This window comes from Mesorhizobium sp. WSM4819 (assembly GCF_055811215.1).
Genome location: NZ_JBVVQO010000011.1, coordinates 85,579 through 111,491, shown reverse-complemented (window position 1 = coordinate 111,491; position 25,913 = coordinate 85,579). Strand labels below are relative to the sequence as shown.

Below are 25,913 nucleotides of genomic sequence, written 5' to 3'. Positions count from 1 at the left end.
TCCTAATTTTTTTAACCTCCGCCCCGCGCGGTCTCTCCCAACCCACATTTCCCGACCGGCCCTTACTTTAATCTCTCCTACCCGGGCCCCCCCCCCGGCCGCGCTGCGCGCGCGCCCGGCTTGTTTTTGCGATGCGCGGCTGGCAGTAGTTTCCGGGATTGACTTTCCGTCGGAGCCATCTGGCGGACCTTGCACTGTCCCGGAATCCCAAACATGCCCTTTTCGATCGCGACCTGGAACATCAATTCCGTCCGCCTGCGCATGCCGCTCGTCGAACGCCTGCTTGTCGAACAGGCACCGGACGTGCTCTGCCTGCAGGAAACCAAAGTTCCGGACGAACTGTTTCCCGAGAAGGCGTTTCGCAAGCTCGGCTATCAGCACATCGCCTTCCACGGCCAGAAGGGCTATCACGGCGTGGCGACGGTGGCGCGCCGGCCGATAGCGATTGTCGAAAAGCGCCGCTTCTGCGAGATCGAGGACTGCCGACATCTGTCGGTCACCGTGCGGGCCGGCGGCAAGGCGATCCTGCTGCACAATTTCTATGTTCCGGCCGGCGGCGACGAGCCCGACCCCGTTATCAACCGCAAGTTCAAGCACAAGCTGGATTTCGTCGCCGAAATGAACGCCATCCGCGCCGAGCACGACGAAGTGTCCGGCTCGATCCTGGTCGGTGACCTCAACATCGCGCCGCTCGAGCACGATGTCTGGTCGCACAAGCAGCTCCTGAAAGTGGTCAGCCATACGCCGGTCGAGACGGAAAATTTCGAGGCGATGCGGCTCGCCGGCGACTGGGTCGACCTGATGCGGCTCAACGTGCCTTACGAGCAGAAGCTCTACACCTGGTGGAGCTATCGCGCGCAGGATTGGCAAGCGTCGGATCGCGGCCGGCGGCTCGACCATGTCTGGTCGTCGCCGAACCTGGTGCCGAGCTTTGCCGGCTACGAGATCCTGCGGCCGGCGCGCGGCTGGCAACGGCCGTCGGACCATGTGCCTGTCATAGCGCGGTTCGACCTGGATTAGCCTCCACGGCTTCGTCATCCTCGGGCGGAGCGGGAGCGAAGCGAACCGCGCAGACCCGAGGATCCATGCCGTTCCTTTTGAGCGTCGCGACAGCGCAGAATCTCGCGATTTCGGCGGGACAGCGCCCCCCTCTGTCCTGCCGGACATCTCCCCCACAAGGGGGGAGATTGGCAGCTTCGCCATCTCACATCCTATCCCCGTTCAGTCGTCGAAACGCGGCGCCAGCTTCTCGATGCGGCGGATCATTGCCAGAAAATCCTCGGAGATGCGCTGGTGCAGGTGGACCGCGATATCGGGATATTCCTCCAGGATGCGGTGGAACATCTTGCGGCTGAGCCGCAGCACTTCCGAATCGATCTCGGCGGATGCGCTGGTCAGCCGGTTGGTGTCGGCGATCAGTGCCAGTTCGCTTAGCATCGTACCGGGGCCGGCCGTGCCTATCGGGACGCGGGCGCCATCCTGCTCGCGATACAGCACGATGCGCCCGCTGACCACGATATAGGCGCAATCGGCCTCGTCGTCCTCGCGGTAGAGCTTGTGGTCGGCCTGCAGCCTGGTGGTTTCCGCGCCAAAGGCGAGCAGACGCAGCTGTTCCTCCGTGAAGCTCTCGAAGAGCCTCACGGCGGACAGGATGCGGATGTCGTCATCCAACGCCATCTAGCTGTGTCCCCGAACGGCCAGTCCAATCCCTCCATTGGAGCGCCGAGCGTTCCTTTGGACGCGGCAAAGGACGCTCTAAACGCTTTGAAATCGACGCATCGGGCTTTCCAAAAAACGAATCGGGTTTTTGGGCCGTTGCGTCAGCGAGCTCGATCCAGAACCACCTCCAGTCTCAGGATCGTACCCGAAAGCGGCGCCTCCCCTAACCGCTGATTGAATGATTAAATGTTTAAGGAACCAGCTTGTAGCCACCACTTTCTGTCACAAGAATTTCTGCGTTGGAAGGATCGCGCTCGATCTTCTGGCGCAGTCGATAGACATGGGTTTCCAGCGTGTGCGTGGTGACGCCGGAATTGTAGCCCCACACTTCCTCAAGCAGCACGTCGCGCGTCACCACCTTCTGGTCGGCGCGATAGAGATACTTGATGATCGAGGCTTCCTTTTCGGTCAGCCGCACCTTGGCGCCGCGCTGGTCGATCAGAAGCTTCTGGCTAGGCTTGAAAGTGTAGGGGCCGACCGAAAAGGTGGCGTCTTCGCTCTGCTCATGCTGGCGAAGCTGGGCACGGATGCGGGCCAGGAGAACCGCGAAGCGGAACGGCTTGACCACATAGTCGTTGGCGCCGGCTTCGAGGCCGAGAATCGTGTCGGAATCGGTGTCGTGTCCCGTCAGCATGATGATAGGCGACTTGTAGCCGCCCTTGCGCAGTATCTTCACCGCCTCTCGGCCATCCATGTCGGGGAGGCCGACATCCATGATGAGCAGATCGATGATGCCGCCGCGGGCCGTGGCGATGCCTTTGGCGGCGGTTGATTCCTGCAGGACGTCGAATTCTTCATAGAGAGACAATTGCTCGACGAGCGTGCCGCGCAGGTCGTCATCGTCATCGACGATCAGAATGGTGCGTGAAGTCATGGATCAATCCGTTGTTTTGAAAAGAAAATTCAGTTGACCGCTGCCTGTTTATGCGGAAGCTGACCGGCACAACAGCCGATCACAATGATTTGTTCCGTGGCACGATCATACAAGAAAAAACGCGCGTGCAATGAGGCGAGCGCATTTTTGCGAAAAGGGCTTCGTGTTCTCACCGTGCGCGCCAGGCCCGGCCACCCCAGCCAGGGACTTCTGCAGGCTGGCAAACTGGTGTTTTCCTGTGCGCTGGGGCGCGGCGGCATATCGGCCGGCAAGCGCGAAGGCGATGGCGCCACGCCGCTTGGGTCGATGCGGATACTGTCGGGATATTTCCGTAACGATCATTTTCCCGGCGGCCGCAAAACCCGGCTGGCGATGGCGCCGATCGGTCGCGATCTTGGCTGGTGCGAAGTGCCTGAGGACCGCAACTACAACCGTCCGGTCAAGATTCCCTATGGCGCCAGCCACGAGCGGATGCTGCGCGCCGACCGCCTTTATGACGCCTGCCTGGTGCTCGACTGGAACATTGCGCCACGTCGCCGCGGACGCGGCAGCGCCATCTTCTTTCATTTGGCCCGCCCCGACTTCACACCGACGCAAGGCTGCGTCGCGGTGACAGCACGCACGATGGCCCGGCTGTTGCCGCTGCTGTCGGACCGCACGGTGATGAGGGTGGTGAGGTGAGGGAGGGGAATAGGCAGTAGGGCAGTAGGGCAGGAAGAAAGTGTCAGTAGGGTTGCGCAGGCGCGCCCACTTGCCTTTTTCTTTGCCTACTGCCTACTGCCTACTGCCCTATTCCTCTGCCAGCCGATGTCGAGCAGACCCAAGCGGCCGAGTTCCCGGTCCATCGCGCGCGCGACATCCTTGCGCTCGGCGCCGATGTCGCGCAATTGCCGGTCCGAAAGGTCGTCGACGTTCTCGGGCGGGAGGTTGACCGCCATTTTTGCATGGCGCAACCAATCAGACACCGCGCGCAGCCAGGCCGGGCGGATGGTTACAGGACTCAAGACGATGTGAGACATGGTGCAATCCGGCTTCTCCGGACATCAAGTCCGGTTTGATGCTTGTTCGATGGTCACATCATGACTGATTGAAATTAAAACGAGAAACGAGTAGTTTTCTCTGCATCTTCAAGTTTTGTTTGAGGATTGAAAATGCTCGACCGGCCTCTCCTCGTCCTATTCTGATGGCGCGCCTGCTGCCAGGAACCCGTGCACTGAGGACGCTGGAAGCAGCCGCCCGGCACCTCAATTTCACCCGCGCCGCGGACGAACTTGGCCTGACCCCGGCCGCGGTCAGCCACCAGATCAAGGAGATCGAGGATCAGCTCGGCATCGTGCTGTTCACGCGCACCAGCCGCACCATCCGGCTGACCGAGGCGGGCGCGGTGCTGTTCGAGGCCTCGACCGACGCGCTCGACCTGCTTGGCCGCGCCGTCTCACGGGCGCACAAGCTGGCGCGTGGAACGGCGTTGCTGAAAGTGACACTCGACGCCCAGTTCGCGACAAAATGGCTGATGCGACGCGTCGATGATTTTCGCAAGCAGCGACCGGGCATCGAGCTCCGCTTCGACATTGCCTCTGAATTGCGCGATTTCGACCTGGACGACGTCGATGTCGGCATCCGTTTCGGCGCGGGAAAATATCCCGGCCTTTGCACCCACCGGCTGTTCGACAACATCATCATCCCTGTGTGCAGCCCCAGCCTGCTGGCCTCCGGCCCGCCGCTGCGCGAGCCACGCGATCTCTTCCATCACACGCTCGCCCACATCGAGTGGGCGCGACAGGGCGTGACCTGGCCAAACTGGCGGATGTGGATGGCGGCGGCCGGCGTCGACGATTTCGACGACAGCCGGACGATCGTGTTCGGCACCTCGACCGACGCCGTTCAGGCCGCGCTCGACGGCAATGCCGTTGCGCTCGCCGATTTTGCCATGGTGGCGAGCGACCTTTCCGAGGGCCGGCTGATCCGGCCCTTCGAACTTGGCATCAAGGTTCCGCCCGACTTCGCCTACTTCCTGGTCTATCCCGTCGCATCCGCCAATGATCCCAGGATCGTGGCGTTCAGGGATTGGCTCCTCAACGAAGTTCACAACCCGCAGCCGGAGCCGACGCTTGGATGAGCTTCAGGTCGCCCTGAGTGATCAGCTGGCAGTCGTCGACCTATTTTCATGGCGGCAGCGTCAGCCCGCGACATCCGCCGCGCCGAACCAACCGATCACCGCGCCGATGATAAGCAGCACGCCGAGCCAGTGGCCGCAGTCGATGATGGTCAAGTCCCAGTCGAACCCTTGGTAGCGATGATTGACGGATAGCGTCGTGGCGACGAATCCGAACCAGAGAACGAAGCCGAAGACGAGCCCGGCAACGAGGCTCGGTTCGCCACCGGTCATCGCTGCGACGATCAGAGACATGACGAGCGCCATGACAATTTCCGCGACGAAGCTGATTACGAAGGGCAGCGGCGATTTACTCATGGTCGCCGGATCAAGCCTGGTGGCCTTTAGCCACTGCTTGCTCAGGCCCATGTACCAGGCAGCGCCGAACAACCACGCCACCACCGCGGGAACGATCACTGCCAGCCAGTTCACTGCTGAAAAATCCATGATTTCCTCCCCGGAAGCATGTCGCTCAAAAGCATGCCCCCCGGGGCCCGAGCCGGGGGTGCCCAGCGGTTTTGGGACAACGGCATGTGTATTCTCAAAATCGAAGCGTGATGGAACGCCTGTTCGGCGATGCCGTCAAGAAAACCGCCAGACGGTGGTGCGTTTGACCAGCGCGTCTTCCAGCGCCCGGGTTACCGCCACCTCGTAGACGGCGAGCGGCTCCAGTCCAGCTTTCGGCAGATAGGAGCGGCCGGGATCGCCGACGAGGATGTCGGCTCCACGCGCCTTGAGCGTCGCGAACCATGGCTTCAGCCGGTCGGCGAAGGATTTGTCGTAGAAGACGTCACCGGCCAGGACCACATCCCAGCCCGCATCGGTTCCGATGCAGTCGGTGCCAAGAAACATTATCCCGACGCCATTGGCCTCGGCGTTGAGGCGGATCGCGGTCGCGCAGAACGGGTCGATGTCGGCGGCGATCACCTCTGCCGCGCCGGCCTTTACTGCCGCAATGGCGACAAGGCCGGAACCGGAGGCAAAGTCGAGCACGCGCTTGCCCTGCACATCAGACGGATTGTCGAGGATGTAGCGGGCAAGGCCCTGGCCGCCGGCCCAGGCGAAGGCCCAGAAAGGCGGCGGCAGACCGATTTCGGCCAGTTCGTCCTCTGTCCGCTGCCACAGATCATGCGCCTCGTCCGCCAGATGCAGCAGCATCTCCGGGACATGCGGCGGTGCCATCAGCGCCGTGTTGTCGAGGATGAAGTTTCTCGCGCTGTTTGGCGTCAGCGCCGTCACGGCGCCGGCGTCAGGTCGCCCATGCGGCAGACCTCTTTCCATTCGGCCGGCGTCACCGGCTGCACGGAAAGTCGTCCGAGCCGGACCAGCGCCATCTCGGCAAGCTTGGGGTTGGCCTTGACCTGCTCCAGCGTCACCGGCTTCGGCACATCCTTGACGGCGCGGATATCGACACATTCCCAGCGCGGATCGTCAGTAGTGGTGTCCTGATGGGCCAGCGCGCAGACCTCGACGATGCCGACCACGTCGAGCCCGTCGTTGGAATGGTAGAAGAAGCCGAGGTCGCCGATCTGCATCGCCTTCATGTTGTTGCGCGCCGCATAGTTGCGCACGCCGTCCCATTGCGTGCCGGCCTCGCCCTTCGCCTTGAGGTCCTCGAAGGAGAAGACCGAGGGTTCGGATTTGAACAGCCAGTAGTTCATTTTTTGCTCCTCCACGGCTGGAGATCAGCTACAGCGCCGCGCGTCTTTCAGACGCGCAAAGGACGCTGTAGCACTTTGATTTTGCGCATGATCCTTTCCGAAAATCGATTCCGATTTTCGGAGTCATGCACTCACTGGCTTGTTGAAGGTCCAATTCCATTGCCGGATTTCGACGCTTTCGAACAGCCCTGCCCTGGCAAAGGGGTCTGCCGCCGATAGCGCTTCTGCCGCCTCCAGATCGGGCGCCTCAACCACGACGAGGCTGCCGTTCGGCTTGCCGTCGGCGTTGAGGAACGGACCGGCGAAGGCCAGCTTGTTCTCGCCGTTCAGTCCCTCCAAAAAGGCAACATGCTCGGGCCGCGTATCGAGCCGCACCTGCAGGCTTCCAGGCTTGTCCTTGCAAATCAGCGCAAACAGCATCTTTCCATCTCCGGATTGTTCAACATTACACGTCGGTTTCGGTCTTCAGCGGCCTTGTCATCAGTGCCGACACAGCCTGACGGATGGTGATCGTGCCGTCCAGTATGGCGGCGACGGCGGTGATGATCGGCGCGTCGATGTTGCGCTCGGTGGCGATGCGGGCGGCGATCGCCGCCGTCGGCACCCCCTCGGCCAGGGCCAGCCCGGCAAGCGGCTTGCCTTGCCCCAGCGCCAGCCCGTAGGCGTAATTGCGCGACTGGGCGGACGAGCAGGTGAGCAACAGGTCGCCGAGACCGGAAAGTCCCATCAGCGTTTCCGGCCTCGCGCCGAAGGCGGCGCCGATGCGGCGCAATTCGACAAAGCCGCGCGTCACCATGGCGGCCTGGGCGCTGGCGCCGAGCTCGGCGCCGGTGACCGCACCGGCGGCAATGGCGAAGACGTTCTTCAGCGCGCCGCCGATCTCGACGCCGATGAGGTCGTCGCTCGAATAGCAGCGCAGATTCTGCGCCGAAAAGCGTGCGGCCAGGTCGGCCGCCAGACCCTCATTGCCGGCGGCGACCACCACGGCCGTCGGCAGCCCCCTGGCGACGTCAGTGGCGAAGCTCGGCCCGGACAGGGCGGCGACCGGATTTTCAGGCAGGGTCTCTCCAGCGACCGCCGACAGCAATGCGCCGGTGTCGCGCTCGATGCCCTTGGCGCAGAGGACCAGCGGGACGTCCTTCGGCATATGGGCTTTCGCGGTGGCCAGCATGGCGCGCAGCGACTGCGCCGGCGCCACCGCCAGCACGCAGTCGGCGCCGTCGAGCGCAGCCTCGATATCACTCGTTGCCACGATGCCGGCCTGGAGCGCGATGCCAGGCAGATAGCGCGGATTTTCGCCACGGTCGATCGCGGCGACGGTCTCCGGGTCGCGCGCATAGAGGCGGACGAAATGGCCGGCGCGCAACATGGCCAGCGCCAGCGCCGTGCCCCAGGCACCGCCGCCGAGCACGGCAACGCGCCAGCCGCTTGGTACCTTGTGGCCGCTGCCGCTCATGCCTTGGCTCCGCGCCGGCCCGAGCCGACCATCGGAGCGGAGATGCTGTCCAGCGGCCAGCGCGAACGCGGCACGAAATCAGCGGTGTTTTCACCCGATATGCCGGCGCGCAGCCGCTCGATGCCGGCCCAGGCGATCATCGCCGCATTGTCGGTGCAGAGCTTGAGCGGCGGCGCGACGAAGGCAAAGCCGGCCTTCTCGCACAGGGCTTCGAGTGTGGTCTTGATCGTCCGGTTGGCGGCGACACCGCCTGCAACGACGAGCGCAGGCTTCAGCTCGCTCGGAAACTCCTGGCGGAAACGGTTCAGCGCCCTCGAAACACGGTCATCCAGCGCATCCGCAACCGCCGCCTGGAAGGAGGCGCAGATGTCGGCGACGTCCTGGTCGCTCAAAGGGGCAATGGCCGTCGCTGCCTGGCGCACGGCGGTCTTCAGCCCGGAAAAGGAAAAATCGGGCTGCGCCGAGCCCTTCATCGGCCGCGGGAAGGCGAAGCGCGCGGCGTCGCCGGTCGTCGCCGTCTTCTCGACATTCGGCCCGCCTGGATAGGGCAGGCCGAGCATCTTGGCCGTCTTGTCAAAAGCTTCGCCGAGCGCATCGTCGATGGTCGTCGCCCAGCGCTGGTAGTCGCCAACGCCACGCACCGCGACGATCTGCGTGTGGCCGCCGGACACCAGCAGCAACAGATAGGGAAAGTCGAGCCCGTCGGTCAGCCGCGCGGTCAGCGCATGGCCTTCGAGGTGGTTGATGGCAATCAGCGGCTTGTTTGCCGCGGCTGCGATCGCCTTGGCCGTCATCAGCCCGACGATCAGACCGCCGACGAGGCCGGGGCCGGCGGTCGCAGCGATCGCGTCGATATCGGCGAGATCGACGCCTGAATCGGCAAGCGCGGCCTCGATGATGCCGTCCAGCGCCTCGACATGGGCGCGCGCGGCGATTTCCGGGACGACGCCGCCGAAGGCGGTATGCTCTTCGATCTGGCTGAGCACGATATCAGACAGGATTTTCGGCGCGCCGCCGCCGTCCAGCTCTACGACGCTGGCGGCGGTCTCGTCACAACTCGTCTCAATGCCCAGAACGCGGATCAATTCGTTGCCATCCCTGGAGATTGTGCAACCAGGCTTTCCCCGTTAGGAGAAGCCCAAGGTCTGTTGATATTCAGGTGATGCCGGCCTGCAAATGGCGGGTTCCTGCGCTTCCGGTGCTCACGTACTCAAAGTACGCTCCGCTCCGGTTCTCGGAAACCACCATTTTCGGCTCGGCCTGACCTGAATCTCAACAGACCTCTATCTGCCGGTTATCACGGACAGCGCGCCATGCAAACAACCTTGAAAATCGGAACACGCGGCAGCCCGCTGGCGCTGGCGCAGGCGCATGAAACGCAGGCGCGGCTGATGGCCGCTCACGGCATGCCGGTTGAGGCATTCGAGGTGGTCGTCATCTCGACCAGCGGCGATCGCATCCAGGACCGGCCGCTGTCGGAAGCCGGCGGCAAGGGGCTGTTCACCAAGGAAATCGAGGAGGCGCTGCTGGCGCGCCGCATCGACATCGCCGTGCATTCGTCGAAGGACATGCCGACGGTGTTGCCCGACGGGCTGGAACTGTCTGCCTTCCTGCCGCGCGAGGATGCCCGCGACGCCTTCGTCGGCAAGGCGGCCAAAACGATCGCCGGATTGCCGCACGGCGCGAAGGTCGGTTCGTCGTCGCTCCGACGCCAGGCGCTGATACGGCGGATGCGGCCGGATCTCGACGTGGTGATGTTCCGCGGCAATGTGCAGACGCGGCTGCGCAAGCTCGACGAGGGCGTCGCCGACGGCACCATCCTTGCCTATGCCGGGCTGAAGCGGCTCGGACTCGAAGATGTCATCACCGACCTGATGCCGCTCGACAGCTTTCCGCCGGCGCCGGGGCAAGGCGCGATCTGCATCGAAAGCCGCATCGGCGACCTCGATGTGGAAAGGATGCTGACGGCAGTCCATGACGTGCCGACCGGGCAGGCGCTGGCCTGCGAACGGGCTTTCCTGGCGGCGCTCGACGGTTCCTGCCGCACGCCGATTGCCGGCCATGCGACGATATCGGACGAAACGGTGTTCTTCGGCGGGCTGATCATCTCGCCGGACGGCGTGCAATCGCATGAGGTCAAGGCGGAAGGCCCGGCGCAGGATGCCCCCCGCATCGGCGACGATGCCGCCAGGACCGTGCGGGCCAAGGCCGGTGAAAAATTTTTCGACGGCTGGGCCTGACATGCGTCGCGTCCTGGTGACGAGGCCGGAGCCGGGGGCCTCGCGCACGGCACAGCGGCTCGAGGACCTGGGTTTTAAACCGATCCTGCTGCCGCTGACCGAAACGGTGGCGCTGCCGGTGGATCCGGACAGGGTCGCAGCCAATGCCGCGGCCGTTGCCGTCACCAGCGCCAATGCCGTGCGCCATGCGCCGAAAGAAATCAGCGCGGCGCTCGCCGGTTTGCCTTGCCATGCCGTCGGCAGACGGACAGCGCAGGCCGCCCGTGCGGCCGGGTTTCTGTCGGTCAGCGAAGGGCCGGGCGATGCCGAGGCACTGGCGGATGCGCTGGCTGGCGATTACGCCGGACAAACCATCGTCTATTTGTGCGGGCGGGTGCGTTATTCGGGTTTCGAGCAGCGGCTGCAGTCGGCAGGCGTTCAGGTTCGCGCCGTCGAGACCTATGACACTGTCGCGCTGGATTATTCCGATGAGGCCGTTCTTGCGCGCTTGTCCGGCCTGCCGGTCGAGGCGGTGCTGCTCTTTTCGGCCAAGGCCGCCACAGCGCTGCAGGCACTGGCTGGGCGGCCGGCGCTGCGTGGGCTGTTTAAAAAGGCATGTTTTTTTGCGCTGTCCGGACGTATCGCCGCAGCCTTGGAGACTGTTGCCTCAGAACAGCTCCGCGTTGCACCGGAGCCCAGCGAGGAGGCCCTGCTGGAGCTTTTGCGGACGTCGCCTTGACCCCGTGTCATCACGCCGCCCCTTTTCACCGCTTGGTGATGTGCTAGACCCTTTCTGAACCATCCCGAAGCGAAATTTGCGGAGCCCAAGCATGGTCAAGACGCCGAAGATGCGGCATTCGAAAAGCCGTCGCGAGCCGGTGACCATCGAGATCGAGCCCGGCGCTGTCTCGCGTGTTGCCGACGAGGATGCCGCCAACGGGCGGACCGACGAGGCGAAGGCGGAGGAGGCGGCAAGCGCGTCGCAGCCAGAAGCGCCTGAAGAACCCGTCCATGCCGACCAGACCGACATCGAGCCGTGGGAACATGCCGAAGCGGCCCCGCCGGCCGGCTCGGAACAGCCGGCAGAGGGCGGCGCCAAAGGTCCCGAAGGCCCCAAACCGACTTATCCGGCCGGCTTGGAGGCATCGGCGAAGCGGGGCTTCGACTACAGTTTCGACGACGCATCGGCCAAGGACGCTTCGGCCAAGGCGGGCGCCGCAGACGCGGCGAAGGAAACCCAGACAGGGACTGAAGATATGGCAGCACAGCCGAAGCGTGGCGGCATCAACGGCATCGCCGCCGGCATTATCGGCGGCGTCATCGCGCTGGCTGCCGCCGGAGGGCTGCAGTATGCCGGCCTGCTCGGCGCGCCAGGGGCTGGCGATTTGTCCTCGGGCGGCGTGTCGCTCGATGGCGTCAATAGCGAAATCGCTGCGCTGAAAAGCGAGATTGCCGGACTCAAGGAAACAGCCGGCAACAATGACGCCACGGCCAAGGTGGACGGGCTGTCGTCAGCGCTGGATCAGGTCAAGACGGATGTCGCGGCGCTGAAATCCGCCATCGAGCAGGGCGGAGCAGGCGACACAGCCGGGCTTGCAGCCCTCGGCGACAAGGTCAGGCAGATCGAGACGGCTGTTGCGGCGCTTGGCCAGACCGGCAACACGGCGCCGGTCGATCTCGGACCGCTCAACGAAAAGCTGGCCGGGCTCGACGCGGCAGTGAAATCCGCCGGCGAGACGGCGAAGGCACAGGACGGCCGGCTTGCGGCGCTGGAACAGTCGGTGTCGCAGCTTTCCGACAAGGTCGAGGCACAGGCCGGGCAGCCCAAGGTTGCGCTCGCCATCGCCGCATCGGCGCTGAAGGCAGCACTCGACCGTGGCGCGCCATTCGCCGCCGAACTCGAAAGCTTTACGGCGATTTCGCCGGATGCTCCAGAGATCGCAGCCTTGCGTGCCTACGCCGAAAAGGGCGTTCCGACCCGGTCGGAGATCGCAACCGAAATGCCTGCCGCCGCCAATGCCATGGTCGCTGCCTCCGAGCCCGTCGACCAGAATGCCGGCTTCCTGCAAAGCCTGCTGTCGAGCGCGCAATCGCTGGTCAAGGTCAGGCCGATTGGTGCCGTCGAAGGCGCTGGCGCACCGGAAGCCGTCGCCCGCATGGAGGTAGCGGTCAATCAGGGCGATTACGCCAAGGCGCTCAGCGAATACGATACGCTGCCCGAGGCGGTGAAGGCTGCCGGCGCCGAATTTGCCGGCAAACTGAAGGCGCGAATCGAGGTCGAGAAGCAGGTCGACGCGTTGATCGCCAGTGCGATGAAGGCGTGAGGGAAACCCGATGATTCGCATTCTGCTTTTCCTCGTCGTGGTTTTCGCGCTCGGGCTGGGTTTCGCCTGGCTGGCCGACCGGCCGGGCGAGATGGTCGTCACCTTCAGCGGCTACCAATACCAGGTCAGCCTGATGGTGGCGGCGGTGGCGGTCGTTGCCGTGGTTGCCGCGGTGATGATCGCCTGGTGGCTGCTCAAGGCGCTGTGGAACAGCCCCTACGCGATCTCGCGCTATTTCCGCGTGCGCCGTCGCGATCGTGGCTATCAGGCGCTGTCGACCGGCATGATTGCCGCCGGCGCCGGTGACGGAGCGCTCGCCCGCAAGAAGACCAAGGAAGCGGCAAAGCTGATCCGCTCCGACCAGGAGCCGCTGATCCAATTGCTGGAGGCGCAAGCCTCGCTGCTCGAAGGCGACCATCAGGGTGCCCGCGAAAAGTTCGAGACCATGCTCGACGATCCCGAAATGCGGCTGCTCGGCCTGCGCGGGCTTTATCTCGAGGCCGAACGCCTCGGCGACCGCAACGCGGCGCGGCACTACGCCGGCCGCGCTGCCGCGATGGCGCCGCAGCTGGCCTGGGCCGCCGAATCGACGCTGGAAGACCTGACCGGGCGCGGCGACTGGGACGGCGCGCTGAAACTGGTCGAGGCGCAGAAATCGACGCGGCAGATCGAGCGCGATGCCGCCAACCGGCGTCGCGCCGTGCTGCTCACCGCCAAGGCGCAGGCGCTGATCGACAGCGATCTCAATGCCGCCAAAACCGCTGCTCTGGAGGCCAACCGGCTGCGGCCGGATTTCGCGCCGGCGGCGGGGATCGCAGCCAAACTGCTGTTCAGACAGAATGATGTGCGCAAGGGCGCGAAGATCCTCGAAACGGCGTGGAAAGCCGAGCCGCATCCAGAGATCGCCGAGCTTTACACCCACGCCCGGCCAGGCGATGCCGTGCTCGACCGCCTGAACCGGGCGAAGAAGCTGCAGGAGATGAAGAAGAACCACGCCGAATCGTCGCTGGCGGTGGCGCGCGCCGCGCTCGACGCGCAGGACTTTTCAACCGCCCGCAAAGAGGCCGAGGCGGCTATCCGCATGGATCGCCGCGAAGGCGCCTATCTGCTTCTGGCCGACATCGAGGAGGCCGAGACCGGCGATCAGGGCAAGGTGCGGCAGCTTTTGTCCAAGGCAGTGCGTGCACCGCGCGATCCGGCCTGGGTCGCCGACGGCGTCGTTTCCGATCGCTGGGCGCCGGTGTCGCCGATCACCGGCAAGCTCGACGCCTTCGAGTGGCGTGCGCCGATGGAGCGGCTCGGCCAGCTCATCGACAGTGACGAGGATGCGCCGGCCGCCGCGGTGCCGACAATTGCGGCGCCAACGAAGCCGGCAAAGGAAAATGTGATCGAGCTGAACCCCGCTGGTTCGGCCGAAAGGCCGACCACCGCGGCGGCATCGGAAACTGGCGAAGACGATGTTGCGCCGGTCACCGCCACGGCGTCTGCCGCGGTGCCGCCGGATGGGGACGCTGCCGAACCGGCGGAGGAAATGGCCCGGCTGCCCGACGATCCCGGCGTCGATCCGGACGACGAAGAGCAAAAATCACCACGCAAGTTTCGATTGTTTTGATTTGGCTGAGCTTGAAAAGTTGGCTGAGCTTGAAAGTTTTGGCGGATGGGAAGTAGGAATCACATGTTCGAACGCGTTCTGTCGTTTCTGAAGGACCTGCCGGGAGACGGCCGCGCCCGCAACAACGCCGATGATCCGCGCGTTGCCGCATCCGCCCTTCTCTACCATGTGATGAGTGCCGACGGCGTGCGTCAGGATGCCGAATGGGAGCGGTTCAAGGCGGTGCTGGGGGAAAGCTATTCGATCAGCGGCGACGAGCTCGACGCGCTTGCCGCTGCCGGCGAGCGGGCCGACAATGAGGCGATCGACCTCTACGCCTTCACCAGCGTTTTGAAGCGTCAGCTCGATCCGGACGCGCGAAAAGCCTTCATCGGCCTGATGTGGGAAATCGTCTATGCCGATGGCGAATTGCACGAGCTCGAGGACAATATCGTCTGGCGCGTCGCCGAGCTGATGGATGTCGAACGCCAAGACCGCGTCGAGGCACGCCGCAAGGCGGCCGCCGAAGTGCCGGGCGCGGCTGGAACATCGAGCGACGAATAGACGGAATTCCCCATGCCATCCACGCCGAGGCCGAGACCAAAAATCCTGATCGTGCTGCATCAGGAGAGTTCGAGCCCAGGGCGCGTCGGCCACATGCTTATCGAAGAAGGCTTCGACCTCGATCTCCGCTGCCCGCCGCTCGGTGACGCCTTGCCGGAAACCCTGGACGGTCATGCCGGAACCGTGGTGTTCGGCGGACCGATGAGCGCCAATGACGAGGACGATTTCGTCCGCCGTGAGACCGACTGGCTAAAAGTGCCGCTCCGGGAGAACCGGCCGTTGCTCGGCATCTGCCTCGGCGCGCAGATGCTGGTCAACCATCTTGGCGGCAAGGTCGAGGGTCATGGCGAGGGGCTGGTCGAGATCGGCTGGTATCCGCTGACAGCGACCGAGGACGGCAAGAAGCTGATGCGCTGGCCCGAGATGGTCTATCAGTTTCACCGCGAGGGCTTTTCGCTGCCGAAGGACGCGACGCTGCTGGCGACGGCCGAAACCTATCCAAACCAGGCGTTTCGTTATGGCGACAATGCCTGGGGCATCCAGTTCCATGGCGAATTGACAAGGGCGATGATGCAGCGCTGGGTCGTTCGCGGCGCGCATCGCTTCGAGTTGCCCGGCGCGCAGCCCGGTCGCGATCATCTCGGCGGCCGGCTGATCTGGGACATGCATCTGAAGCGCTGGCTCGGCGAATTCCTGCAGACGATCTTCGGCAAGCCGGCGCTGTCCTGATCTGGTCTAGTTTGCCCGGATCAGTGCGCCCTGGGATCAGTTTCGCCCGTTGAGATGGCGGACCTTGCGCAGCTGCGGGAACAGCACCGCCCACAGCCCGGCGACAACGACTGCGCCGACGCCGCCGATCACCACCGCGGGCACGGTGCCGATCAATGCCGCCATGGTGCCGGCGCGGAATTCGCCGAGCTCGTTGGAGGCGCCGACGAAAACCTGATTGACGGCGTTGACGCGGCCGCGAACCTTGTCCGGCGTCCACAGCTGGATCAGCGTCTCTCTGATGTAGACGCTGAACATGTCGGCGGCGCCGAGCAAGGCGAGCGCTGCGATCGACAGCCAGCTGATGGTGGAAAGGCCGAACAGCACCGTGAAGGCGCCGAACAGCGCGACGAAGCCGAGCATGACCACGCCGGCATGGTTGCGGATCGGATGTCCGGCCAGCCAGATGGCAACGCAGATGGCGCCGATGCCCGGCGCCGAACGCAACAGTCCCAGGCCCCAAGGGCCGAGTTCGAGGATGTCGCGCGCATAGACCGGCAGCAGCGCCGTGGCGCCGGACAAAAGCACGGCGAACAAATCGAGCGAAATGGCGCCGAGCACGATCTTCTCGCTCCAGATATAGCCGAAGCCGGCAAACAGGGTCTGCATCGTCGGCCTGTCGGTCTCGCTGCGCTGGGCAGGCTTTGGGATGGTGAAGACCAGCACCGCAGCGACAAACATCAGAACGGCAGCGGTGCCGTATGCCGCTTGCGCCGAGAGCCCGTAGAGCAGGCCGCCGGCGACCGGTCCGACGATGGTCGCCGTCTGCCAGGCGGACGAATTCCAGGCGATCGCGTTGCCGAAATCCTCCGGCGGCACGAGGTTGGCGAACAGCGACGCCGCTGCCGGTCCGAAGAAGGCGCGCGCGATGCCGAACATGGCGAGCACGCCGAAGATCAATCCCGGTCCGCTAAGACCGCGCAGCGTCAGCAGCAGCAGGGCCAGCGCGCAGATCGCCTCCAGCAGCACCATCAGCGCCATGATCAGGCGGCGGCCGAAACGGTCAGCGACCACCCCGGTGATCAGCACCAGCAGCAGCGAAGGCAGGAACTGGACAATGCCGACAAGGCCGAGATCGAACGGATCGCGGGTCAGGTCGTAGACCTGCCAGCCGACGGCGACGGATACGATCTGGGTGGCGAATGTGGCGAGGAAGCGTGCCGCCCAATAGCTCAGGAAGGGTTTGTGCCGGAAGGCGGCATAGCGCCGGTCGGGCGGTGCGTGAGGTTCGGGTGTCATGAATCAGGCCGCGTGGCAAGGAAGTCGGCCGGCGGGGCACTTCCACGAGGGCGCTGGTCCGACCACCGCGCTTTTAGCGCAGTTCGGTGCGAGGCGCGCGCAAAAATCGGCTCTGGATCAAGGATTCCCGGCTACCATGCTAATTGCACAGCTCGGCGGAGGTGGAAGGGTTATTAGGCGCGCAGGTCGAGTTCTCCCCGCGCCCCCTCTTGTCCTGCCGGACATCTCCCCCCCAAGGGGGAGATTGGCCGTCGCGACGGCTTTCGCCAATCTCGAGCGTCAAAGGCGACTTCGAGCGCGTCAGACCGTGGCCTTGGGCTTCCTGGTCTTCTTGACCGGCGCCGGCGGGGCGGCCTTGCGGCCAAGGCCGATCGCCTTCGCCAACTGCGAGCGCGAGGCCGCATAGGTCGGGGCGACCATCGGATAGTCAGCCGGCAAGCCCCATTTGGCTCGGTAGGCATCCGGCGTCAGTCCGAAATGAACGCCGATATGGCGCTTCAGCGATTTGAACTTCTTGCCGTCTTCGAGGCAAATGATGTAATCCGGCGTCACCGATTTCTTGGGATTGACCGCCGGGATCAGCGGTGCTGCGACCGGAACGGCGGGCTGGCCGAGCCCACCTATCGACGCGCTGACGCTGGCGATGAGATCGCCGAGGCCGGAAGCGGGCAAGCGGTTCTTCTCGACGTAAGCGGACACGATGTGAGCGGTCAGCTCGAGAAGGTCGATGTCCTTGCGGGCTTTGTTGCTGTCGTCGGTCAATCTATTTTCTCCGTTAGTGGGGTCGCAGAATTCCTAGTCGGCAAATCTGCATAACGCAATGACGCCGCACCACGCTACACATTATTTTGAATAACAATACTAACGGCCGGGCCAGATCAACAGGTTTGGGCCCGAACCGCTATAATATCAGACAATCAGGGATTTGTCGCGCCACAGTCGAAATCCCCCTTCGAAGGCGCGTGTGTTGTCGCCACGCCTGCAACCGGCAGGCAATTCGTCGAGTTTGTCGACATTGCCGCCGCCGATGACCACATAGTCAGGCTGAAGGGCGGCGCGCAGCCGCTCGACGACGTCGAAAACGTGTTTGCGCCATTTCTTCTTGCCGCGCTTTTCAAGGCCGCGTTCGCCGACATAGTCTTCGAAGCTGCTGCCCTTCTTGTAGGGAAGATGCGCGAGTTCCATCTGCTGGGCGACGTTGTCGAGGATCATCGCAGCACCGAGTCCGGTTCCGAGACCCAGGAACAGCATGCGCCCGCCTTCATAGCTGCCGACGGCCTGCATCAGCGCGTCGTTGACCAGCTTCACCGGCTTACCGAACTGCGTTGCGAAGTCAAATCCGACCCAACCCTTGCCGAGATTGGCGGGGTCGGCCAGTGGCCTGTTGTGGTGCACCGGGCCGGGATAACCGATCGAGACGACATCGTAGGGCAAGCCATCGGCGAGCGTCTGCACGACGGCGATCATTTGCTGCGGCGTCAGGCCGGGCCCGGAATCGGTTCTGCGCTCCTCGCCGCCGGCGCTGGTGAGGATCTTGACATGGGAGCCGCCGATATCGATCGCAAGCACGATCTTTTCGCTCTCCGGTGCCGGCTTTTTCGCCGCTTTGGCCATTGCGTCGCCTCTGAGTTCATTTCGCCGGGTTGATCCAGCCGTTCGGCGGTCCGAACCCGGCCATCGCCTCGGCGGGACCCCATGCTCCCGGCTCATAGAGGTGTGGCGGCGTGGTATCGCCAAGCACCGGGCCGACGATCCGCCAGGCAAGCTCGCTGGCATCCTGGCGAGTGAACAACTGGCCGTTGCCGTTCATGGCGTCGCCGATCAGCCGCTCATAGGGCGGCATGTCGCCCTTGCTGTCGTCGAGCGCGGTGAGTTCGACCTGCTCGCCGATCATGTCGTCACCAGCGGCCTTGCGCTGGGCGCCGATCGAGATCGCCACCTGCGGGTCGATGCGGAAACGGACGTGATTCGCATCTCCGGGTTTGATCGGGTCGAAGACGTCGAGCGGCGGCCGCTTCAGCCGCACGATGACCTCGGTGGCGTGCACCGGCATGCATTTGCCGGCGCGGATGAAGAAGGGCACGTCCCGCCAACGCCAGGTGTCGACGAGGAAACGCACCGCCGCGAAGGTCTCGACCGGCGAATTCGGCGCGACGCCCGGCTCGCTGAGATAGCCTTTGAACTGGCCGCGCACGACATCGTCACTGGTCAGCGTCCGGATCGCCCGCAGCACCTGCACCTTCTCGTCGATCAGATCGTCGGCCGAGCGGCCAACGGGCGGCTCCATGGCCAGCAGCAGCAGGATGTTGAGCAGATGGTTCTCGATGACGTCGCGGATGCAGCCGACCTCGTCGTAGAAGCGGCCGCGGCCTTCGACGCCGAAATCCTCGGCCATGGTGATCTGCACGCTCTCGACGAAATTGCGGTTCCAGATCGGCTCGAGAAAGGAATTGGCGAAGCGGAAATAGAGCAGGTTCTGGATCGCCTCCTTGCCGAGATAATGGTCGATGCGAAAGATCGACTGCTCGTCGAACACCAGGTGAAGGACCCGGTTCAGCCAGCGCGCCGATTGCAGATCGTGACCGAACGGCTTTTCCACCATCAGGCGCGCGCCCTGGGCTGCGCCCGACTGTTCCAGGCCCTGGATGACCGTCTCGAACATGGTCGGCGGCACCGCCAGATAGTGCAGCGGGTGCTGCGCGGTCCCGAGCGCGCTTTTCAGCTTCTCGAATGTCGCGGCGCTGCGGTAGTCGCCGCTGACATAGCGAAGCAGCGAGGCAAGTTTCGCGAATATCTTCTCGTCGACCTTGCCGATGGCCTTGACGATCCCGTCGTAGGCCCGCGCCTGCAACTGCTTCAGGTCCCAGGCGTCGAAAGCGACGCCGATCACCGGTTCGGTGAGCGTTCCCTTGGCGACCATGGCGTAAAGTGCCGGGAAGATTTTTTTGTGGGCGAGGTCGCCGGTCGCCCCGAAAAGCACCAGCGTGTCGGACCGTTCCTGGTTCATGAGCGTGTCTTCCCCGTCACGAGCCGATCTTCGGCTTTTCGACATGGCCGCCAAAGGCATAGCGCATGGCGGATAGCAGCTTGTCGGCGAATTCGGATTCGCCTTGCGAGGCGAACCGGTCGAACAGGGCCGAGGACAGAACCGGCGCCGGCACGCCGGTGTCGATCGCCGCCTTCAGCGTCCAGCGGCCTTCGCCGGAATCCGAAACCCGTCCGCCGAACTGCGTCAGCCCCGAATCGGCCTTCAATACGCCCGCCGTGAGGTCGAGCAGCCAGGAGCCGATGACGCTGCCATGCCGCCAGACCTCGGCAACCTCGGCGATATCGATGTCGAACTGGTAATATTGCGGGTTTTCCAATGGACTGGTTTCGGCGTCGGCGGTCCGCTGTCGCTTGCCGGCATTCGCCGACTTCAGGATGTTCATGCCCTCGGCATAGGCGGCCATGACGCCGTACTCGATGCCGTTATGGACCATCTTGACGAAATGGCCGGCGCCGCTCGGTCCGCAGTGGAGATAGCCGAACGGGGCGGTTCCGGCATCCTTGCCAGGGGCAGGCATCCCGGCATCGGCGCCCGGCGCCAGGGTGGCGAAGACCGGGTCGAGATGCTGGACCGCGCTGTCGGGGCCGCCGATCATCAGGCAATAGCCGCGCTCAAGGCCCCAGACGCCGCCGCTGGTGCCGACATCGACATAGTTCAGGCCTTTCAATGCCAGGCGCGCGGCATGGTCGACAGCCTCGTGATAATAGGAATTGCCGCCGTCGACGATGATGTCGCCCGGCTCCATCAGGTCAGCCACCTGGTCGACGATCCGGCTGGTGATCGCCGCCGGCAGCATCAGCCAGGCGCTGCGCGGCTTGGTCAGCTTGCCGACGAACTCCTCCATCGAAGCGGCTCCGATCGCGCCAGCCGTCACAAGGGCTTCAACGCTGGCCGGGTTGATGTCGTAGACCACGCATTCATGGCCATCGCGCAGCAGGCGCCGCACCATGTTGGCGCCCATCCTGCCCAGTCCCATCATTCCGATCTGCATGTTTTTCGTCCTGCTTCTTGAGGGATAGAAGATCTACTGGCTCTATTGTTGGAGCATGATCTTTTCCGAAAACCGGTTTCCACTTTTCGCTAACGCGGACCTTCGGTTCGGGATCATGCTCTAGCCCGGCTTGTCGATACCGACGGAAAAGTCGACATTCTCCCAACGGCCGGCATCGGGCCAGAAAAAAGTAAAGACGATCATATTGCCCGGCGGGACATCGGCAACGGGCAGGTCCGTGAGATGGATGCCGAAGGCGTTCTCGATCGTCGCGGCGTCACGGATGGTTGCCCAATCGTCGTTGCTCCAATGGACCACCGCCCGGGCCAGCAGTTCGACGCGCAGCAGCTTGCCGGCGGGCATGGCGCGGAGCTTGTGATTGAAGCGCCATGTCCGGCGCGGCGCCACGGTCTTGTCCTCGATGTAGCGCTTCACGCCTTGCGGCGGCATGTCGAAGACGGCGCCGTCATTGAGCGAGCGCAGCAGCTTGATATGCTCCGAATGCGCCCAGACCAGAGGCATGGCGCTGCCCGACGGTCCGCCGTGCCGCAGTTCGTGTTCGGCGATGTCGGGACCATCCCAGACCTGCTCCGGCAGCAGCCCGCCAGACCCGGCCGAATCCTCCAGGGTCTTTAACAAGCTCGCTGCCTTGTCCTTGCGGCCCGCCGCCAGTTCGTAATGGGCGCGCTCGCCGACCAGCAGCGGCCAGGGCCGGCCCTGGCCGGTCCCGTCGAAGGGCGCGCCGTCGGCGTGCTCGCCATAGCCGTCGCTGGTATAGCGATACCAGACGGGGCCCTGCGGCAGGTCGCAGCGCAGCCGCGCTTCGATGACCCTGACCGTGTCGACGATGCGCGGATCGTCGGCGGCCCTGAGGCCGAAGCGGACGAGCGCCAGCGCATCCGGGCTGACGATCGCCTCGGCCGGCCGGTCGCTATCGCCCGGCGGCCGGTTCTTGATCGGCACATAGCCGTCCTTCGGCGACGCCGCGCCGGCGGTGTCGGGCGGCGCGATGCGGACGTAATAGCCCTCGACGCCGACCTCTTCGCCGAGTGGAGTGCCGGTGACATAGGTCCAGCGCTCGATCTGGTCGTTCCAGACATCGGCGGTTTCCCGCAGATAATTTGCCGGCTCTGCTTTGCCGCAAGTTTCGAACAGGTCGGCCGCGGCCAGCAGGGCGGCGATCTCGACGGCCAGCGTGAACGGGCTGTAGCCGGCATCCTCTTCCCAGCGGTCTTCGCCGGTGACCGGACCGTTGCGCACGACGTAGGAAGCGGCGCGCTCGACCATCGGCATGAAGGAGCGCAACGCGGCGTCTGCCAGATGCCCAGCGCGGCGCAGCGCGTCTGCGAGCAGCAGCGGAAACGCGCATTCGTCCATCTGGATGCCCGGCCAATAGGCTGATCCGTCGAGCCAGGCGTTCTGCGGCCAATGCCCATCCGGCTGCTGGATCGAGCGGAGATAGGCGAGGATCTCAAGCGCTTGCGCCGGATCGCCGGCGGCGAGGAAACCGCCCGCGGTTTCGACCAGGTCGCGCGGCCAGACCAGATGATAGCCGCCTATATCGTCGTCGCCCTTGCTGAAGCCCCACGGGATCGAGAGGCTGGCGACGGCCGCGCCAGTGGATGAGCGATGCGTTGCCAGAACCGCCGTGCTGACACGATAGGTGTTGATCCCCGCACCATGCCGGTCCAGCAGCAGCAAGCCAGCCTGCCACTCTCGCCATTTTTCGATAAAGGATTTGGCCGCGGGCGCAAAACCCCGCTTCAGGCTGGCCGAGGCATTTTCCGCCGCCTCTTGCGGCGTCGTTCCGAAACCCAGCGCCAGCAACGCCGTCGGGTTCGCAGCCGAAAAGCCGATCTCGCCGGTCAGCGCGACATTGCCGTCCTCGGCCCTGCGGCAAGCCGGGTCGAGTCGGCCGTCACGACGGAGTTGCTGCCAGCCGTCGGAGACACCGACATAGCCGGCCGAGCATGCTCCCCAAGGCAGCGACGAGGCGAGCGCCAGGCAAACGCCACGTCCCGATGCAAACAGGACAGGCCTTCCCTCGTAGTCGCCGACCCAGGCGGTGTTGGCCATGCCGGCGTTGACCAGATGCGGCGCCAGCAGCGCGTAGACGCGGTGGTCGGCGTATGTGCCGCTCAGCGGCGTGAAGCTGATTTCCTGCAGCAAAACAGGATGTTCCGGATCCGTAACGATGCGCTTTTCGATTCGATAGGTGGCGGCGGTGTTGACCAGCCTGTAGGCGGGCACCCCATCCTCGAACGGCTCGAGGCTGTGCACGGCATCGCGCTTTTCTTCCGAGAAATAGAAGCCGGGGCCGGTGACGACCAGTCCCATGTCTCGCGTGCAGGCGCTGTCGAGGCGGGGATAATAGACCTCGTTGAGGATGCCGTGGCTGATCGTGAACCAGACAGGGCAGGCCGGCGAAAGCGCGGTTCCGACGCCGCTCTTGGCGCTCGACGTCCAGCGCGCCGGAATTCCGGGTGGGCCCAGCGCATCAGTCGGCGTCGCTGCCATCTTGATTTTGGTCTCCTGCCCCATCCCTAGACCAGGAGCCGAAGCCTTTTCAATCATTGCACCGCAAGTTGATCGTCAAACCGTCATCGATCGCTGTTGACAAGTGCGCCCATCTAAATTTGTCTGACAATATTGAAACGAGGGTCGTCATAACAGCCGCCAGCAGCCAACAACGACCAGCAATCCATGGGAGGATAACAGATGAAGAAGATACTCGTCTTGAGTGCCCTTGCGGCGATGCTCGCATCAGGCGCCGCGTTTGCCGACACCAGCGACAAGAAGATCGCCTTTTCCAACAATTATGCCGGCAATTCGTGGCGGCAGGCGATGCTCGACAGCTATGCCATCGTCACCAAGAAGGCGGTCGCCGACGGGGTGGTCGCCGCCGCGGACATCTTCACGACGGCCGACAAGGAAGTGCCGACCCAGGCTGCCCAGGTTCAGAACCTGATCCTGCAAGGCTATGACGCCATCGTCATCAACGCCGCCTCGCCGGACGCGCTCAACGGCGCCGTCAAGCAGGCCTGCGATGCCGGCATCGTCGTCGTCTCCTTCGACGGCATCGTCACCGAGCCCTGCGCCTACCGCGTCGTCGTCGACTTCAAGGACATGGGCAGGCAGGAAGTCGAGCAGATGGCCAAGTTCCATCCCGAGGGCGGCAATCTGCTGGAAATCCGCGGCCTTGCCGGCACGTCGATCGACGACGCCATCCACGCCGGGATTCTGGAGGGCGTCGCCGCCCATCCCGAGTTCAAGATCGTCGGTTCGGTGACCGGCGACTGGGACCAGACCACAGCGCAGAAGGCGGTCGCGACGATCCTGCCGTCGCTGCCGGAAATCGTCGGCGTCGTCGATCAGGGCGGCGACGGCTATGGCGCGGCACAAGCCTTCGCCGCCGCCGGCAAACCGCGCCCGACCATCATCATGGGCAACCGCCAGGACGAATTGCAGTGGTGGAAGGAACAGAAGGACAAGGATGGCTACCAGACCTGGTCGGCGTCGATTGCGCCGGGCGTGTCGTCGCTGGCCTTCTGGGTGGCGCAGCAGGTGCTCGACGGCCGCACCGATGTGCCGCATGACCTGTTGGTGCCATACCTCGCCTTCGCCCAGGATAATTTCGAGGCCGAGCTGCCGAACATCCCCAAGGGCGGCGTCGCCAGCCACGAATACACGCAGGAAGACGCCATCGCGGCGATCAAAGCCAACATCAAGTGAGCGTGGCACATCCAATGCCGCGCGCGTCGTCTTCCGGATTTCGCTAGGTATGCCCGAGGCCGGTGCAGACATCATCAGACTGGACGGAGCCGAAAAACATTTCGGCGCCGCCACTGTCGACATCATCAGACTGGACGGAGCCGAAAAACATTTCGGCGCCGTCCGGGCGCTTGCCGGGGTTGATTTCCACGTCGGTGCCGGCGAATGCGTCGGTCTCGTCGGCCACAATGGCGCTGGCAAGTCGACGCTGATGCATATGGTGGCGGGCACGCTCGTGCCCGACAGCGGTCGGATCGCGGTGCGTGGCGGCATCGAAGATAATTATTCGGTGCCGCGCGCCCAACAACTGGGCATACGCTGCGTGTTCCAGGAACTGTCGCTGTGCCCGAATCTCAGCGTTGCCGAGAACACGCGAATCAACCACCCGGCGCTGCGCGGCTTTGGCTGGCGGCGCAAGGCGGCCGATCTCATCGTCGCCAAGCTCGACGAGATATTCCCGGGCCACAGCATCTCCGCCGCCGATATTGCCAGCGACCTCTCCATCGGCAGGCGGCAGATGGTCGAGGTGGCGCGCGCCTTCACGGTTACGCAGGATCCGCTTGAGCTGGTCATCCTCGACGAGCCGACATCCTCGCTCGACGCGCACACGGCCGGCCAGTTGCTGGCCTTCGTCCGGCGCTTTGTCGCCGGGGGCAAGAGCTGCATCCTGATCTCGCATGTTCTGGGCGAGGTGCTCGGGAATGCCGACCGCATCGTGGTGATGCGCGACGGCAAGGTCGTTGCGTCGGATGCGGCTAAGGCTTTCGATCGCGACAGACTGGTGACGACCATGGGTGGAGCGGCAGCGCGTGAGAAGATCGCGGCCGAAATCGCGACCCAAAAGCCGGAGAGCGGCCCGCTCCGGGTCCGGGCCCGCCCGGCGCGGCAAGAGGACGGCAACGAACTTGTGGCGCATGCCGGCGAAATCATCGGCCTTGCCGGGTTGGCCGGTCACGGCCAGACCGACCTGCTGCTGGCGATTTTCGCCGCTGCGGCACGCACTAAAACCGGCATCGAGGTCACAGCACCGGTGGCGCTGGTGGCCGGCGACCGCCAGTCTGACGGGATCTTTCCGCAATGGTCGATTGCGCAAAACATCGGCATCCGTTCGCTGGCGCGATTGCGCAACGGCCTGCTGATCTCGCCGCGGCGCGAAGCCGAACTCGCCGACTTCTGGCAAAAGAAAATCGGCATCCGGACGCCCGACATGAACAACAACATCTTCTCGCTGTCCGGCGGCAACCAGCAGAAGGCTCTGTTTGCCCGGGCGCTCGGTTCCGACGCCAAGATCGTGCTGATGGACGACCCGATGCGCGGCGTCGACATCGGCACCAAGCTCGAAGTCTACGACCTCGTGCGCGAAGAGGCCGGCCGCGGCCGCACCTTCCTCTGGTACACCACGGAAACCGAAGAGCTCGACAATTGCCACCACGTCTATGTCTTCAAGAACGGCCGGATCGTCGCCAGGCTTGGTCGCGACGATCTGACCGAGGAAAAGATCATTCAGTCCTCGTTCGGCGACGCGGCCTGAG

The 25,913-nt window shown here is 64.3% G+C and carries 26 protein-coding genes; 11 read left to right on the top strand and 15 right to left on the bottom strand.

Annotated features, from left to right (window positions below; translation table 11 throughout):
• Positions 1 to 213 precede the first annotated feature (213 nt).
• On the top strand, positions 214 to 1,020 hold the full coding sequence (locus AC0L18_RS12925) for an exodeoxyribonuclease III (protein WP_027155918.1): 807 nt from the start codon (positions 214 to 216) through the stop codon (positions 1,018 to 1,020).
• Positions 1,021 to 1,221: 201 nt separating this feature from the next.
• Here AC0L18_RS12925 and AC0L18_RS12920 read toward each other — a convergent pair whose 3' ends face one another.
• Complete coding sequence (locus AC0L18_RS12920) at positions 1,222 to 1,677, bottom strand: cyclic nucleotide-binding domain-containing protein (protein ID WP_023800566.1); 456 nt, start codon at positions 1,675 to 1,677, stop codon at positions 1,222 to 1,224.
• Positions 1,678 to 1,909: 232 nt separating this feature from the next.
• A complete protein-coding gene (locus AC0L18_RS12915; protein WP_027155919.1) occupies positions 1,910 to 2,593 on the bottom strand; it encodes a response regulator transcription factor in 684 nt (227 codons plus the stop codon).
• An 84-nt stretch (positions 2,594 to 2,677) separates the two neighbouring features.
• On the opposite strand from AC0L18_RS12915, the gene AC0L18_RS12910 reads away from it, so the two are divergent.
• Positions 2,678 to 3,274, top strand: a complete 597-nt coding sequence (locus AC0L18_RS12910; RefSeq protein ID WP_027155920.1) for a L,D-transpeptidase family protein — start codon at positions 2,678 to 2,680, stop codon at positions 3,272 to 3,274.
• An 86-nt stretch (positions 3,275 to 3,360) separates the two neighbouring features.
• Here AC0L18_RS12910 and AC0L18_RS12905 read toward each other — a convergent pair whose 3' ends face one another.
• Positions 3,361 to 3,612: a hypothetical protein gene (locus AC0L18_RS12905; protein WP_473492582.1), complete on the bottom strand. Its 252-nt coding sequence runs from the start codon at positions 3,610 to 3,612 to the stop codon at positions 3,361 to 3,363.
• Positions 3,613 to 3,776: 164 nt separating this feature from the next.
• Between AC0L18_RS12905 and gcvA the strand changes: the two genes are divergently transcribed.
• A complete protein-coding gene (gene gcvA, locus AC0L18_RS12900; RefSeq protein WP_287218903.1) occupies positions 3,777 to 4,712 on the top strand; it encodes a transcriptional regulator GcvA in 936 nt (311 codons plus the stop codon).
• 60 nt (positions 4,713 to 4,772) lie between these two features.
• On the opposite strand, the gene AC0L18_RS12895 is transcribed toward gcvA, so the two are convergent.
• The 6 genes from AC0L18_RS12895 to tsaD all read right to left on the bottom strand — a co-directional run bounded on the left by AC0L18_RS12895 (position 4,773) and on the right by tsaD (position 8,947).
• The gene (locus AC0L18_RS12895; protein ID WP_473492581.1) at positions 4,773 to 5,195 is read right to left on the bottom strand and encodes a DUF1761 domain-containing protein; all 423 of its coding nucleotides are present in this window, start codon (positions 5,193 to 5,195) and stop codon (positions 4,773 to 4,775) included.
• A gap of 135 nt (positions 5,196 to 5,330) precedes the next feature.
• A complete protein-coding gene (locus tag AC0L18_RS12890) occupies positions 5,331 to 5,930 on the bottom strand; it encodes a class I SAM-dependent methyltransferase (RefSeq protein WP_287059049.1) in 600 nt (199 codons plus the stop codon).
• 53 nt (positions 5,931 to 5,983) lie between these two features.
• Positions 5,984 to 6,409 carry an EVE domain-containing protein gene (locus AC0L18_RS12885; protein ID WP_473492579.1) on the bottom strand — a complete coding sequence of 142 codons (426 nt, stop codon included), beginning with the start codon at positions 6,407 to 6,409 and terminating at the stop codon, positions 5,984 to 5,986.
• A 123-nt stretch (positions 6,410 to 6,532) separates the two neighbouring features.
• Entirely contained in the window at positions 6,533 to 6,829 is a 297-nt protein-coding gene (locus AC0L18_RS12880; protein WP_473492578.1) for a YciI-like protein, read from the bottom strand.
• 25 nt (positions 6,830 to 6,854) lie between these two features.
• Complete coding sequence (locus tag AC0L18_RS12875) at positions 6,855 to 7,865, bottom strand: NAD(P)H-dependent glycerol-3-phosphate dehydrogenase (protein WP_473492577.1); 1,011 nt, start codon at positions 7,863 to 7,865, stop codon at positions 6,855 to 6,857.
• Positions 7,862 to 8,947: a tRNA (adenosine(37)-N6)-threonylcarbamoyltransferase complex transferase subunit TsaD gene (gene tsaD, locus AC0L18_RS12870; protein WP_473492637.1), complete on the bottom strand. Its 1,086-nt coding sequence runs from the start codon at positions 8,945 to 8,947 to the stop codon at positions 7,862 to 7,864. Before tsaD ends, AC0L18_RS12875 begins: the two co-directional genes overlap by 4 nt.
• A gap of 231 nt (positions 8,948 to 9,178) precedes the next feature.
• On the opposite strand from tsaD, the gene hemC reads away from it, so the two are divergent.
• From hemC to AC0L18_RS12840, 6 genes are all read left to right on the top strand, one after another.
• On the top strand, positions 9,179 to 10,105 hold the full coding sequence (gene hemC, locus AC0L18_RS12865; RefSeq protein WP_473492576.1) for a hydroxymethylbilane synthase: 927 nt from the start codon (positions 9,179 to 9,181) through the stop codon (positions 10,103 to 10,105).
• A 1-nt stretch (position 10,106) separates the two neighbouring features.
• Positions 10,107 to 10,823, top strand: coding sequence for a uroporphyrinogen-III synthase (locus AC0L18_RS12860; RefSeq protein WP_473492575.1), 717 nt, complete (start codon positions 10,107 to 10,109; stop codon positions 10,821 to 10,823).
• Positions 10,824 to 10,914: 91 nt separating this feature from the next.
• The gene (locus tag AC0L18_RS12855) at positions 10,915 to 12,408 is read left to right on the top strand and encodes a COG4223 family protein (RefSeq protein ID WP_473492574.1); all 1,494 of its coding nucleotides are present in this window, start codon (positions 10,915 to 10,917) and stop codon (positions 12,406 to 12,408) included.
• Positions 12,409 to 12,418: 10 nt separating this feature from the next.
• Positions 12,419 to 14,020 (top strand): heme biosynthesis HemY N-terminal domain-containing protein, encoded by a 1,602-nt coding sequence (locus AC0L18_RS12850; protein ID WP_473492573.1) that lies wholly within the window; start codon positions 12,419 to 12,421, stop codon positions 14,018 to 14,020.
• 63 nt (positions 14,021 to 14,083) lie between these two features.
• Entirely contained in the window at positions 14,084 to 14,563 is a 480-nt protein-coding gene (locus tag AC0L18_RS12845; RefSeq protein ID WP_473492571.1) for a tellurite resistance TerB family protein, read from the top strand.
• Positions 14,564 to 14,575: 12 nt separating this feature from the next.
• The gene (locus AC0L18_RS12840) at positions 14,576 to 15,292 is read left to right on the top strand and encodes a glutamine amidotransferase (protein ID WP_287218882.1); all 717 of its coding nucleotides are present in this window, start codon (positions 14,576 to 14,578) and stop codon (positions 15,290 to 15,292) included.
• A 36-nt stretch (positions 15,293 to 15,328) separates the two neighbouring features.
• Here AC0L18_RS12840 and AC0L18_RS12835 read toward each other — a convergent pair whose 3' ends face one another.
• The 6 genes from AC0L18_RS12835 to AC0L18_RS12810 all read right to left on the bottom strand — a co-directional run bounded on the left by AC0L18_RS12835 (position 15,329) and on the right by AC0L18_RS12810 (position 23,127).
• On the bottom strand, positions 15,329 to 16,570 hold the full coding sequence (locus tag AC0L18_RS12835; protein ID WP_473492569.1) for an MFS transporter: 1,242 nt from the start codon (positions 16,568 to 16,570) through the stop codon (positions 15,329 to 15,331).
• Positions 16,571 to 16,870: 300 nt separating this feature from the next.
• Complete coding sequence (locus tag AC0L18_RS12830; protein ID WP_023800548.1) at positions 16,871 to 17,332, bottom strand: Ros/MucR family transcriptional regulator; 462 nt, start codon at positions 17,330 to 17,332, stop codon at positions 16,871 to 16,873.
• Between the two features lie 147 nt (positions 17,333 to 17,479).
• Entirely contained in the window at positions 17,480 to 18,184 is a 705-nt protein-coding gene (locus AC0L18_RS12825) for an ROK family protein (RefSeq protein WP_473492568.1), read from the bottom strand.
• A 16-nt stretch (positions 18,185 to 18,200) separates the two neighbouring features.
• Entirely contained in the window at positions 18,201 to 19,577 is a 1,377-nt protein-coding gene (gene zwf / locus AC0L18_RS12820; protein ID WP_473492566.1) for a glucose-6-phosphate dehydrogenase, read from the bottom strand.
• Positions 19,578 to 19,593: 16 nt separating this feature from the next.
• Positions 19,594 to 20,610, bottom strand: coding sequence for a phosphogluconate dehydrogenase (NAD(+)-dependent, decarboxylating) (gene gnd, locus AC0L18_RS12815; RefSeq protein ID WP_473492565.1), 1,017 nt, complete (start codon positions 20,608 to 20,610; stop codon positions 19,594 to 19,596).
• A 120-nt stretch (positions 20,611 to 20,730) separates the two neighbouring features.
• Positions 20,731 to 23,127, bottom strand: a complete 2,397-nt coding sequence (locus AC0L18_RS12810) for a glucan 1,4-alpha-glucosidase (protein WP_473492564.1) — start codon at positions 23,125 to 23,127, stop codon at positions 20,731 to 20,733.
• A 201-nt stretch (positions 23,128 to 23,328) separates the two neighbouring features.
• On the opposite strand from AC0L18_RS12810, the gene AC0L18_RS12805 reads away from it, so the two are divergent.
• Positions 23,329 to 24,342, top strand: a complete 1,014-nt coding sequence (locus tag AC0L18_RS12805) for a substrate-binding domain-containing protein (RefSeq protein WP_473492562.1) — start codon at positions 23,329 to 23,331, stop codon at positions 24,340 to 24,342.
• A gap of 49 nt (positions 24,343 to 24,391) precedes the next feature.
• On the top strand, positions 24,392 to 25,912 hold the full coding sequence (locus tag AC0L18_RS12800; RefSeq protein ID WP_473492561.1) for an ATP-binding cassette domain-containing protein: 1,521 nt from the start codon (positions 24,392 to 24,394) through the stop codon (positions 25,910 to 25,912).
• Position 25,913 lies beyond the last annotated feature (1 nt).